Here is a 12334-nt window from a genome sequence, read left to right as displayed (position 1 = left end):
AGTAAAAACATGGAACATATTCTTGATATTCTCAAAGAACGCGGATTTATTGCTCAGATGACTTTTGAGGATGAACTCTACGAACAGCTGAAATCCCCTACCACTTTCTACGTGGGTTTTGATCCCACTGCAGACAGTCTTCATATCGGACACTACATTCCGATCATGGCCATGGCCCACATGCAGCGTGCCGGCCACAGGCCGATCGCACTGATGGGCGGAGGCACCGCTATGATCGGTGACCCGTCCGGAAAAACAGACATGCGAAAAATGCTCACTGTGGAAACCATTGATCAGAATGTGGAATGCATTAAAAAACAGATGTCCCGTTTCCTGGATTTTTCCGACAATAAAGCGCTGATTGTCAATAACGGTGATTGGCTTCGTCATTTGAATTTTATCGATTTCATGAGAGACATCGGCTCCCAGTTTTCAGTAAACCGGATGCTCACCGCTGAATGCTACAAAGCCAGAATGGCTACCGAAAACGGTCTCAGCTTTCTTGAATTTACCTATATGCTGATGCAAAGCTATGACTTCCTTGAATTGTTCCATCGTTATGGATGCCGTCTGGAAATGGGCGGCAATGACCAGTGGAGCAACATGCTCGGCGGCGCTGATCTTGTCCGCAAAAAAGAAAATGAAAAGGCATTCGCCTGCACTTTCCAGCTGCTTCTTACACATGACGGCAGAAAAATGGGCAAGACGGAAGCCGGGGCACTTTGGCTTGATCCGGTTAAGACCTCTCCTTATAATTTCTACCAGTACTGGAGAAACGTCGATGATAAAGATGTGGAAAAATGCCTTGCTCTGCTGACTTTCCTCCCCATGGACGAGGTGCACCGCCTCGGAGCCCTGAAAGATGCAGAAATCAACGAAGCCAAAAAAGTGCTAGCCTATGAAGTGACGAAACTTGTTCATGGTGAGGATGAAGCCAGGAATGCCGCTGCCGCTGCTGAAGCATTATTTGGAGGCGGAGCATCTGCTTCGAATGTACCTACACTCGAAGTAACATCCGACGAATGGACACAGGACGCCCGGATCTCCACACTGCTTGTCAGATCAGGCCTTTGCAAGAGCCAGAGCGATGCCAGAAAGCAGATTGAACAGAATGCGGTTTCAGTCAATGATGTGAAAATCACCGATCCCGCCGCTGTCCTGTCAAAAGATCAGCTCGGAGAAGACGGCGCCATGCTGAAAAAAGGCAAGAAGGGATTCTGCCGTATCGTTGTGTTATGACTGAATCTTACATCACCGTTTCCGGTAATTCCTGTGAAGAAATCATTATCAATAAAAGCCGTTTCATCGGTTATGCTTCACCCTGCATTTCAGAAAATGAGGCTCTTTCATTTCTTCAGAAGATCAAGGAGGAGCATAAGACCGCGACACATCATTGCTATGCATATATTATCGGTGAAAACCAGGGAATCATGAGATACAGCGATGATGGCGAACCCGGCGGCACTGCAGGATTACCCATTATGGATGTAATGAGAACAAAAAGTATTGTCAACTGCTGTATTGTCGTTGTTCGATACTTTGGCGGCACGCTGCTCGGTACAGGAGGCCTTGTCCGGGCATATACACAGTGTGCGCAGGCGGCTCTTTCAGCCTCCGGTATAGTCAGGATGGAAAAAACATCATTCTATCGTTGTACACTGCCCTATTCTGCCTGGGACAGATTTCGCTATACTGCCGAACATCTGCCTGTTAAAATTGAGAGAATTGAATATGGCAGTTCGATTTCTTTTCTGCTCGCATTACGTTCTTCAGAAATCGACGATCTGTTTCCCCGTTTGTCAGACGCCGCAGACCGTTCCCTGGAAAGTATTCCCGATTCCGAATCCTACGCGGCCTGGGAGGCATACACATAACAAAAAGCGCTGTCATCTGACAGCGCTTTTGTTTTTTCAGATCAATGCCAGTCCCAGTTCCATCATATTCCGGAATCCGGTTTGTCTGTCTTCAGCGGGAAGTTCTTCTCCCGTAACCAGGCTGTCGGAAATCGAACATATCGCAAGCGCGTTTTTACCGGCTCTGGCTGCATTCATATAAAGCGCAGCTGCCTCCATCTCGACAGCCAGAACACCGAGCCTGGACAGCGTTTCTGTCTGGCTTGCGTCAGAATAGAAAGCATCTGATGAAAACAGCGGTCCGCAAACCACATTGCACGGGAGCTTTTCAGCATACGCCATCGCTTTGGACAAAAGCTCATAGCTGCAGCACGGCGCCGCGTTTCCCCTGAATCCGAAACTGTTGATATAGCCGGAATCTGTATAAGCGCTCATTGCAATCACAATATCCTTGAGCTTCAGTTTGGGTGAAATTGCTCCCGCAGAACCTATACGGATAATATTCTTTACATCATAAAAATTGAACAGTTCATAGGAGTATATACCGATAGACGGACAACCCATACCGCTGGCCATAACCGATACGCGTTTTCCCTTATAGTATCCGGTATACCCCTGCACATTCCGGACATTATTCACCAGTTCTGCTTTTTCAAGATACTGTTCTGCAATAAACATTGCTCTGAGCGGATCACCCGGCATAAGGACTGTTTCGGCAAATGCGCCGGCAGGAGCATTGATATGCGGGGTCGGAATGTTGGATGACATGAATTTTTTCCTCCTTTTTTATATTTCTTTTATTTCAGTGTATCCAGTGATTATGTATCTGTTTACACATGAATGCGATTGTCTGAAGATCTGTCAGTTCTACAGTTCCATACGGAAGAGAAAGCATTCTTTCTATCATGAGTCTGCAGCATTCTGTCATGCGCAGAATCTCTGATATATCTGCTTCAGCATTTTTCTCTTCACATATGAGAATATGATCACATATTCCTGTCCATAGTCCGTGAACAGTTGTCAGGATGATATCAGTAACATATTGGGTTTCGGGACAGAAGATAATTTCTTCTTCCTTTCCCTTCTGAATCTGCAGCCGTACCGCTTCCCTGAAACAGTCAGACAATGCCTCGCAGTAATAATGTCGAACAGTCTTTCCGTCAGTTGTTCTGAAAATAGGAAGCAGCATCATCAGAAAGCTGAGTTTTTCATCCCTGAACGGAATAATTCCGGATAAAAGAATGTTGAGATTGACAATAACATTTTCATCCGGATCCAGCTGATCAGATATCGTCTGATAGATCTGTTCAGCTCTTTTTGAACAGATTCCCTCCAGAACGGATTCCTTGCTGACATAATGATGATAAAAGCTGCCTTTACTTGTATGCAGGCAGTCAAGGATATCCTGTATGCTGGTCTGCTCATATCCTTTCCTGCAGAAAAGGGTTTCAGCCGTATTCAGAATTTCCTGTTTTCGAATATCGCCTTTTTTCAATTTTCATCCTCCTCCATCCAGAAAATCATACAGATTCTCCTGCGATGATTCCTGAAGAAAACGCAAACATGAGATTGAATCCGCCGCAGTCTCCGTCCACATTCAGGACCTCGCCTGCCGCAAACAATCCCTGTGTAAGCCTTGATTCCATGGTTTCAGGACAGAACTCACAGCAGTCCGCCCCGCCGGCTGTTACCTGGGCATAATCCATTCCACGGGTTCCAGTGATGAAGATCTTGTAGCCTTTTGCCGTTTCAGCAATACGCCGTATGTCGTTGTCTGTGAGATTTCCAGCTTTCTCTCCCTTCATCGGAATGCCTGCCTGTTTCATCACTGCATAGCTGATCTTTTCAGGCAAAACACCGTCAAAGAGGCTGACCGGTGACAGATTCGAAAGCATAGCCTGTCTCCTTTGGATTTCGCTGATCATTTCTTCCGAACTGTCACAGATCCCTTCCAGAAAATTAATTTCCAGATGAGTATTCCTTCCTTCTGTAAATCTTGCGCATTGCATAATACAGATACCGCTGACTCCGTAATCGGTAAAAAGGATTTCTCCTTTTTCCTGATGGATCAAACTGTTGCCTTCAAACAGGGATACAGCCGCCCGAATCCTTATTCCGGATAGTCCTGAAATGCTTTTTTTGTCAGTTGTAAGCGAAACAAGCGAAGGAAATACCGGGATGATATGGTGTCCTAATGACCCCAGCAGTCTGTATCCATCCATTGATCCTCCCAGCTTTGGCTGAGCTGCACCCCCGCAGCATATAATGACTTTTTCAGACAGTATTTCTTCGTTACGATCATTTCTGATGATGAAAAGATTATGATCCCTGTATATTGCGGAAACATCAAATCCTGTATTCAGATATACGTCTGTGATTCTGGCGGCGTTTTTCAACACAGACAGTACTGAAATTGCCTGATAGGTAACGGGATATACTCTCCCCTCAGGATCCTGTGTCATGATCAGACCATATTCTTTAAAAAAGGCTTCGATTTTGCTGAGAGGGCATTGCTTCAAAACTGATGCAGCAAAGACAGGATCTCCGTAATAAACAGGAAATCCTTTGTTCATCATGTTGCATCGTCCGTTGCCGGAAGCAAGAATCTTTCTGCCGGGTCTTTCGCCTTTTTCAAGCAGAATGACTTTCAGACCACGGGATGCTGCAGTAACGGCAGCTGTGAGTCCTGCAGCACCTGCGCCGATGACTGTTACATCTGTTTTCATCGTACAAGTCAACACCTTTTTGAAATCAGAATCCGGTCTGTTCTTCTAAATGATATACAGACTTCAGTTCGTTTGTCAAGCTGCCGTCCCTTTCATAAATAATCAGAGGCTTCATAGGGTGGAGTGTAGGACGTGCATCCTTTACAGCTTCAATCAGCACAAGATTCGCAGGTTTATGAATGTATGGATAAACCATCTGAAAGCGCTTGGGTTCCAGATGATGTTTCTGTAAAAGTTTCATGATATACATCATCTGAGGAGCCGGATATACAATGTATATTTTTCCTCTTCCTTTCAGAACAGAAAAAGCGCCCCTTAGTAAGTGATCCATCGTTTCCTCATCCTGATTCCTGGCAATCGCCTTTTGTATGCTTGGACTGGCCAGGGCGGAATACGGCTGTCCGTACGGAGGGTTGCATATGATCTTATCAACGGAACAAGGTTCTATATACAGGGATGCATCAACAGCGTCCGTATGGATAACAGTTGCGACATCTTCCAGATGATTCAGGATCATATTTCTTTCTGTGAGTTCAGCCGCTTCCTGCTGTATATCCAGCGCATAATATTTTTTTCCTTTTTTTCTTCCTTTCAGAAGCAGAATCAGCACACCGTTGCCTGTACCAAAGTCGGCCACGATATCGTTTTCCCTGATCTCGGCAAAATGCGCAAGGATAACTGAATCCATTCCAAACCGAAAAGCATTCTGTTTCTGGATCAGTTTCAGCCCGTCCAGCTGAAGATCCTCTATCGTTTCGTCCTCTTTGAGTATAATGCTCACCTGGGCCCTCCCTAAAATCAGGGATGTGCTTCTCTGCACATCCCTGACTTTTCAACATTTATTTCATGATATCAGATATCAATCACTACAGGATTCTCTTTCTTCTCATCATCCTGTTCCTGCTTTCTGGATACAAACAGGCTCTGATAAAGGTTGATATATTCCTTTGCAGAATGATCCCAGCTGAAGTCACCGTTCATTCCGCGCATTTGCAGTTTCTTCCAGATCTCAGGATAGTTTTTATAATACTCACAGGCTCGTTCGATCGTATGTAACATATCATGAGCGTTGTAGTTGAAAAAAGTAAATCCGTTTCCTTCGCCGTTGAAATCATTGTAGCTGAGTACAGTATCACGAAGTCCGCCGGTTTCTCTGACAATCGGAATCGTTCCGTATCTCATGGCAATCATCTGGCTGAGTCCGCACGGTTCAAACTGGCTCGGCATCAGGAACATATCAGCACCGGCATAGATTTTGTGGGCCAGTGTGTGATCCATGGTAAATCTTGCAGCGACTCTGCCTTTATATTCTGTTTCAGCCCAGCTGAACAGATTGAAATACCTGCCTTCTCCCATACCGAGAACAACCAGTTGTACATCATGCCGCATAATATCTGCGATCACATAATCAACCAGGTCAAGGCCTTTCTGATTGCTGAGACGACCAACCATACCGATTACGGGTACATCCGGTTTGATCTCAAGCCCAAGTTCCTCCTGAAGGTTTCTCTTGCATTCAGCCTTTCCGTTCATATTGTCTGTTGAATAGTTTGCTTTAATTTTATTGTCAGCAGAAGGATCGTATTCCTTCATGTCAATACCGTTCAGAACACCTTTCAGTTCCCTGTGTCTGGCTCTGAGCAATCCATCCAGTCTTTCTCCGTAATAGGCTGTCTGTATTTCCTCAGCATAGGAAGGACTTACGGTTGTAATAAGGTCTGTGTATACCAGTGCTGCTTTCATAAAATTGGCACAGCCGAAGCATTCAAGCTTGTCATCTGTCCACAGACTGTCACCCAGTCCCAGAATATCCTGTACTTCACGGATTCCGAAAATCCCCTGGTATTGCAGATTATGAATCGTAAAGACCGTTTTGATGTTCGCATAGAACGGAAGATGCGCATATTGAATTTTCAGGAGAGCCGGTACCATGCCGCTTTGCCAGTCATGCGCATGAATGATATCCGGTTGAAAATCAACCAGTGGAAGCATGTTCAGTGCGCCGCGGCAGAAGAAGCCAAACCGTTCATATTCATCCCCGCCCATTCCATAGATATAAGGACGGCCAAAATAATACTTGTTGTCCATAAAGTACCATTTCACACCGTCTTTTTCGATCATTTCAATGCCGCAGTACTGACGTCTCCAGCCAAGCTGCACTTCAAAGTCGCATACATGCGACATTTTCTGCATATATTCCTGCGGGATTGTACTGAATTGAGGGATGATTACACGAACATCATGTCCTTCTTTCGCCAGAACCGGCGCTAATGCTCCGACAACATCGGCAAGTCCGCCCGTTTTTACAAATGGAACTGATTCACTGGCGACAAAAAGAATTTTCATTTTGTAACAACACTCCCTTATGATCAGATAACCACATTCTTGGCAATCACAATCGGATAGGCTTCCGGTCCGATCAGCTTCGTATTCTTTTTGATTACAGTCTGCTTGTCAAGGATACAATTTTCTATATAAGCGCCTTCCTGTACCTGACCATCCTGCATGATAATGCAGTTCTTCACATGAGCATTCGGTGCTACTCGAACGCCTCTGAACAGTACGCTGTTTTCAATCTTTCCTTCAATCTGACATCCGTCAGCAACGAGAGAATTGACCGAATGGGATTCCGCACTGTAAAATGCTGGCATTTCATCCCTGACTTTCGTAAATACCGGCAGCTCATCGATAAACAGTCTTTTCCTGATTTCCGGTTTCAGTATATCCATATTGAACTTGAAATAGCTCTGAACGGAATCGATGTTCCAGCATACGCCTGTGTATTCAAACGCATTCACCTTGGCCTGTTTTTCCTGTACGAGTTTCAGGAGCAGATCCCTGGCGAGGTCATGCAGGCCATGCGCAACAGCTTTGTCAACAAGCTCTTTCAGGAATTCCCTCTTCATCAGGCAAACCTGCATAAAAGTGTTTTCATAGTTCGGATGCGTCGGTTCAACTTCTATGTCTTTGACGTTTCCTTCTTCATCCAGTGAAATATAGGTTCCGAACTCGTCGCGTTTCATGGTGGGATCCTTTGTATACATCAGCGTAATATCTGCGCCTGTATTTTCGTAAAACGCGATCATATCCTTAAAATGAGCATTGTAAATGATGTTGCTGTTACTGAGCACCACCAGTTCCTGTTTACTTCTGTTGAGGTAATCTGTATTGGATCGGAGTCCGTCAAGCACGCCGGGATACAGGCCGACATTCTCACGCGTCAGAAAAGGCGGCAAAATGTGAAGCCCGTTCGTTTTTCCATGAAGATCCCATTCTTTTCCCGAACCAAGATGGTCCATAAGACTGTGATAGTTTTTCTGCATGATAACACCGATATTCTTCATACCGCCGTTTACCATGCTGGAAACAAGAAAATCAATAACGCGGAAACGACCTGCAACAGGAAGTGCGGCAATAGCCCTGATGATCGTCAGTTCGCGAAGCCGGGCATCATTTTCACCAGTGTAAATAATCCCCATTACATCCTTCATCTTATATTATCTTCCTTTCGTACAATTCGTCAGCATTAAAAAGTATAGGATTCATCAACCTGTGTGCCTGACGGAACTGAAACACCTGCAGGCAGCGTCACTCCCTGCCCGATCACCGCGATATTTCCGCTGTCTTCACCGATGATTGATCCGGCACCTACTGTGGCATTTTCAGCCACAATGGAACGGCGTACAATAGCGCCGCGCTTAATGATACTTCCCGGCATCACGACACTGTATTCAATGTCGGCTCCTTCCTCAACAACCACTCCGGCAAACAAAACTGAGTGATTCACTTTGCCGTATACTTCACAGCCTTCGGTAATCAGTGTATCCGTGACGACTGCACCTTCTGAAATATAATGCGGCGGCATGCCCGGATTTTTGGAATAGATGCGCCACTTTTTGTCATGCATGTTCATGGGCATCGGATTGTCTATAAGATCCATATTGGCTTCCCACAGGCTCTCTATGGTACCTACATCTTTCCAGTATCCGTTGAAATCATAAGCGACAAGAACCTGTTTGTCTCTGAGCATATTCGGTATGATGTTTTTGCCAAAGTCATTGGAGCTGTTCTTGTCTGCTTCATCCTCCGTGAGATAATGGCGGAGCTTTTCCCATGTAAAGATATATACGCCCATGGAGGCTTTATTGCTTTTGGGATTCTGAGGTTTTTCCTCAAATTCCACGATTGTGCCGTCAGGATCGGTATTCATTATTCCAAATCGTGATGCTTCCTCCCAGGGGACTTCGCGTACTGCGATTGTCGCATCTGCTCCGTGGCTGATATGATAATCAAGCATTGCATTATAATCCATTTTGTAAATGTGATCACCGCTCAGTATCAGAACATAGTCCGGGTGATACTGCTCAATGAATGCCATGTTCTGATAAATGGCATTTGCAGTACCGCGATACCATTCTCCGCTTTTCCCTTTCTGGTATGGAGGCAGTACGAAAACACCGCCGTTGGATATATCCAGATCCCAGGGAGCACCGCTTCCGATATAGGCGTTCAGTTCCAGAGGCTGGTACTGCGTCAGTACGCCTACTGTGTCGATACCGCTGTTGGTACAATTGCTCAGAGGGAAATCAATAATTCTGTATTTTCCTCCGTACGGTACAGCAGGTTTTGCAACATTTTTTGTCAGTATACCAAGACGGCTGCCCTGCCCTCCGGCCAAAAGCATCGCAATGCAGGTCTTCTTTCTTAACACGCTTTACACGCTCCTTCATTATGTGGAATATTGTTATTTCTTAGACCATGGTTATAATACCCTTCTTGTTTAATCATTTTACATTTTACTGATTATATTCGTCAAGTACTGATTCTTTTTTGTATATATACTGATAATACTGATTGATCATTGCAAAACTTATGTTATAATAATTTACTGATTTTTATAAAATATTTTTGATTTTATTGGAATCAGGGATCCATTACACTCGTTGTATGTACGGAAGAGGTGAGAAAACATTGTCCCTTCAGACTGAAATGTCCGGCAGCTCTTCCGGTTCTCTGTCTTTTGATCAGCTTTATGAGCTGTATGCAACCGACGTTCTTCGTGTATCCTATTACTATCTGGGCAATCGTGAAATGGCTGAAGACGTTACTCAGGATGTCTTTGTCAAGCTCATCACCAACAATCCCGTCCTTGAGGAAGGAAGGGAAAAAGCCTGGCTTCTGAAGGTTGCACTGAACCGTTGCAGGGATTTATGGCGCAGCTCCTGGATCAAGAAAGTGGTTTTGGGTCATCCCGGGTTTGAATGTTTTCCCGCGCCGGATGAAATAGGACAGATGGCTGACCAGCAATCCCTTGCTGAAGCAGTCAATCGCCTGAAACCAGAGTTTAAGGAAGTTGTCCTTTTGTTCTACTATCAGGGTTTTAATGTTACAGAAATCGCTGATATGCTTCAGATCGCAGAAGGTACAGTTTCTTCCAGGTTAAGCAGAGCCAGAGACAAGCTACAGAAAGAATTGAAAGGAGATGATCAGCAGTGATTCAACCCGAGGAACTTCGTACAGCCACAGATAAAGCTTTATGCGGCCTGACTGCAGATGAGTCTCTGAAACAAAGAATTCTTCTTAAGGCTTCCCAGACCACTGAAACCCGTCGCGACAACGTATTCCGTCCTGTCATGAAACTTTGTGCTGTTGTCGGGGTTTTACTGCTCATGGTTGTAGCGTTGAACAGTGTACGTCCGCTCTCCCCTTCCGCTCCCGGCGAAATGAATGTTTTTGCAGCCGGTGGAAAGGATACTGCCGGAACGCCGTTTTCCCAGATTGACATCAAAAAAGTATCCGGCATATCCGTCGGCAGTGTTGATTATCAGGATGAAGCGCGGTGTGCCGAAATGATTCGCATACTGCAGTCCGAATCTAAAGAAGCTGAGGTGGAAATTCCTGATAACGGTGAACGGATTGTCATCCGGATGAAAGACGGAATAGAATATGCGTTCTGCATCAATGAACCTTATGTTTTCAATGATGAGAAATGCTGGACATGCAGCGGACTGTTCTCTTTGCTGCAGAAATAAAACAATATTGTATTTTCAACAAACGGCTGTTTCTGAAGATCAGAAACAGCCGTTTTCTTCAAGATATTTTTCAAGTTTTCTCTTAACTCTTTGCAATGCATTGTCTATAGATTTAACATGTCTGCCTAGTGTTTCTGCGATTTCCTGATAGCTTTTACCGTCAAGATATGCTGCCAGGACTTCCTGCTCCAGCCCGGATAGAACCTCGTTGATTTTCCGGTGTATATTACCCAGATTCTCCTGATTGATGATCATTTCTTCCGGATTGCCACTGTTACCCTCCATGATGATATCAAGAAGAGTTCTGTCGCTTTCTTCATCATATAAAGGTTTATTTAATGATACATAGCTGTTCAGCGGTATATGTTTCTGTCTGGTGGCCGTTTTAATGGCCGTGATAATCTGCCTTGTAATGCACAGCTCAGCAAAAGCACGGAATGAACTGAGTTTTTCCTGTTTGTAGTCGCGGATTGCTTTATACAACCCTATCATGCCTTCCTGGACGATGTCTTCATGATCAGCGCCGATCAGAAAGTAGCTTCTTGCTTTGGACCTGACAAAATTTTTGTACTTGTTCAGGAGAAATTCTTCCGCCATTGTATCGCCGTCATGGCATAGCTGTACAATCTCTTCATCGGAATATCCGCTGAATCTTTCCCTGAACGGAATGATTTCTTCTCCGTTATCGGTTTCCTCAATCCTCTCAGGATGATTGTTCATTCTTCCTTCATTTATTTCAGAAGTTTTCGAATTGTTGTATTCCATAGAGCAACTCCAGTTTATTATGTGTCTCTTATTATTTTCTGCATTCAAGGACACGATACATCATGATACCGGCAGCCACAGAAGCATTCAGGCTCTCAATTTTCCCCTTCATAGGAAGCGATACGGTATAATCACATTTTTCAGCAACCAGACGGCTGATACCATCTTCTTCTGCACCGATGACAAGCGCAACGCCTCCTGTGAAATCTGTTTTCCTGTAATCATTTCCATTCATCGTGACAGCATACAGCCAGATATTCTTTTCCTGGAGATATTCAATAGTTCGGGCCAGGTTGCTGACTCTTGCCACTTTTACATATTCAACAGCACCGGCGGAAGACTTGACGGCTGACGGTGTAAGGCCGACACTTCTGTGCTGGGGAATAATAATGCCATGTGCGCCGGTACACTCAGCTGTCCGGATGATAGCGCCCAGATTGTGGGGATCCGTAATTCCGTCCAGCAGGATAAGAAATGGATCTTCACCTTTTTCAAAAGCGGTATTCAGTATATCGTCCACCGATGAATACTGATAAGCCGATGCAAAAGCAATGAGGCCCTGATGATTGGTTGCAATCGCATCCAGTCTCGATTTCTCGACAACCTGAATCTGTATTTTCTGTTCTTTTGCCTTTTGGACGATTTCTCTCGCTGATCCTGAAAGCTCGCCCTTCTGAACAAGCAGTTTTTCAAGATCATGATGGCTTTTTAATGCTTCCCGGATCGGATTTCTGCCCGTGAGGATATATTCATTATTTTGTTCTGTTCTCTCATTCGGGTTTATCCGTGTTTCATGGTTCCTGTATTCAAACTGCTGATAGCTTTGCTGGGCAGCACTGTCCTTATCAGGGAAATTCTTTTTTCTTTCGCTGCTGTATGAACGTCGTTTTTCAGGAGCACTCTTCTGCATGCGCCTGCCGCTGGATTTCTCTGTATTCTTTTTGGAATCATATGCCAT

The 12334-nt window shown here is 44.8% G+C and carries 13 protein-coding genes and 1 pseudogene; 4 read left to right on the top strand and 10 right to left on the bottom strand.

The genetic code is table 11. The annotated features are described in order from the left end of the window. Positions 1-9: 9 nt before the first annotated feature. Positions 10-1239, top strand: coding sequence for a tyrosine--tRNA ligase (gene tyrS / locus JYE49_RS04600; protein ID WP_093956282.1), 1230 nt, complete (start codon positions 10-12; stop codon positions 1237-1239). Next, positions 1236-1874, top strand: coding sequence for a YigZ family protein (locus tag JYE49_RS04595; protein ID WP_093956281.1), 639 nt, complete (start codon positions 1236-1238; stop codon positions 1872-1874). Before tyrS ends, JYE49_RS04595 begins: the two co-directional genes overlap by 4 nt. 36 nt (positions 1875-1910) lie before the next feature. Here the strand turns inward: JYE49_RS04595 and deoD are convergent, their stop codons facing one another. From deoD to JYE49_RS04560, 8 genes and pseudogenes are all read right to left on the bottom strand, one after another. After that, positions 1911-2621, bottom strand: a complete 711-nt coding sequence (gene deoD, locus JYE49_RS04590) for a purine-nucleoside phosphorylase (protein ID WP_093956280.1) — start codon at positions 2619-2621, stop codon at positions 1911-1913. Between the two features lie 34 nt (positions 2622-2655). Next, complete coding sequence (locus JYE49_RS04585; RefSeq protein ID WP_283399308.1) at positions 2656-3045, bottom strand: hypothetical protein; 390 nt, start codon at positions 3043-3045, stop codon at positions 2656-2658. A 150-nt stretch (positions 3046-3195) separates the two neighbouring features. Continuing rightward, a pseudogene (locus JYE49_RS15200) lies at positions 3196-3348 on the bottom strand (TetR/AcrR family transcriptional regulator); the annotation flags it as partial. Between the two features lie 25 nt (positions 3349-3373). Next, entirely contained in the window at positions 3374-4579 is a 1206-nt protein-coding gene (locus JYE49_RS04580) for an aminoacetone oxidase family FAD-binding enzyme (protein WP_093956278.1), read from the bottom strand. A gap of 25 nt (positions 4580-4604) precedes the next feature. Then, the gene (locus JYE49_RS04575) at positions 4605-5399 is read right to left on the bottom strand and encodes a tRNA1(Val) (adenine(37)-N6)-methyltransferase (RefSeq protein WP_304583309.1); all 795 of its coding nucleotides are present in this window, start codon (positions 5397-5399) and stop codon (positions 4605-4607) included. A gap of 32 nt (positions 5400-5431) precedes the next feature. Continuing rightward, positions 5432-6925: a glycogen synthase GlgA gene (gene glgA, locus JYE49_RS04570; RefSeq protein WP_093956276.1), complete on the bottom strand. Its 1494-nt coding sequence runs from the start codon at positions 6923-6925 to the stop codon at positions 5432-5434. Between the two features lie 23 nt (positions 6926-6948). Next, positions 6949-8070, bottom strand: a complete 1122-nt coding sequence (gene glgD / locus JYE49_RS04565; protein WP_093956275.1) for a glucose-1-phosphate adenylyltransferase subunit GlgD — start codon at positions 8068-8070, stop codon at positions 6949-6951. 35 nt (positions 8071-8105) lie between these two features. Continuing rightward, on the bottom strand, positions 8106-9290 hold the full coding sequence (locus JYE49_RS04560) for a glucose-1-phosphate adenylyltransferase (protein WP_093956274.1): 1185 nt from the start codon (positions 9288-9290) through the stop codon (positions 8106-8108). Positions 9291-9496: 206 nt separating this feature from the next. Between JYE49_RS04560 and JYE49_RS04555 the strand changes: the two genes are divergently transcribed. Beyond that, the gene (locus JYE49_RS04555; protein ID WP_304583308.1) at positions 9497-10075 is read left to right on the top strand and encodes an RNA polymerase sigma factor; all 579 of its coding nucleotides are present in this window, start codon (positions 9497-9499) and stop codon (positions 10073-10075) included. Next, complete coding sequence (locus JYE49_RS04550) at positions 10072-10611, top strand: hypothetical protein (RefSeq protein ID WP_093956272.1); 540 nt, start codon at positions 10072-10074, stop codon at positions 10609-10611. Before JYE49_RS04555 ends, JYE49_RS04550 begins: the two co-directional genes overlap by 4 nt. Positions 10612-10650: 39 nt before the next feature. On the opposite strand, the gene sigH is transcribed toward JYE49_RS04550, so the two are convergent. Both sigH and rlmB read right to left on the bottom strand, forming a co-directional pair. After that, complete coding sequence (sigH, locus tag JYE49_RS04545) at positions 10651-11331, bottom strand: RNA polymerase sporulation sigma factor SigH (protein ID WP_093956491.1); 681 nt, start codon at positions 11329-11331, stop codon at positions 10651-10653. A 76-nt stretch (positions 11332-11407) separates the two neighbouring features. Further along, positions 11408-12334, bottom strand: coding sequence for a 23S rRNA (guanosine(2251)-2'-O)-methyltransferase RlmB (gene rlmB / locus JYE49_RS04540; protein ID WP_283399306.1), 927 nt, complete (start codon positions 12332-12334; stop codon positions 11408-11410).

The organism is Aristaeella hokkaidonensis (assembly GCF_018128945.1).
In the GTDB taxonomy this organism is placed as follows: domain Bacteria; phylum Bacillota; class Clostridia; order Christensenellales; family Aristaeellaceae; genus Aristaeella; species Aristaeella hokkaidonensis.
The sequence above is the reverse complement of the archived record's forward strand: the minus strand, read 5'-3'. Positions and strand labels throughout refer to the sequence as shown.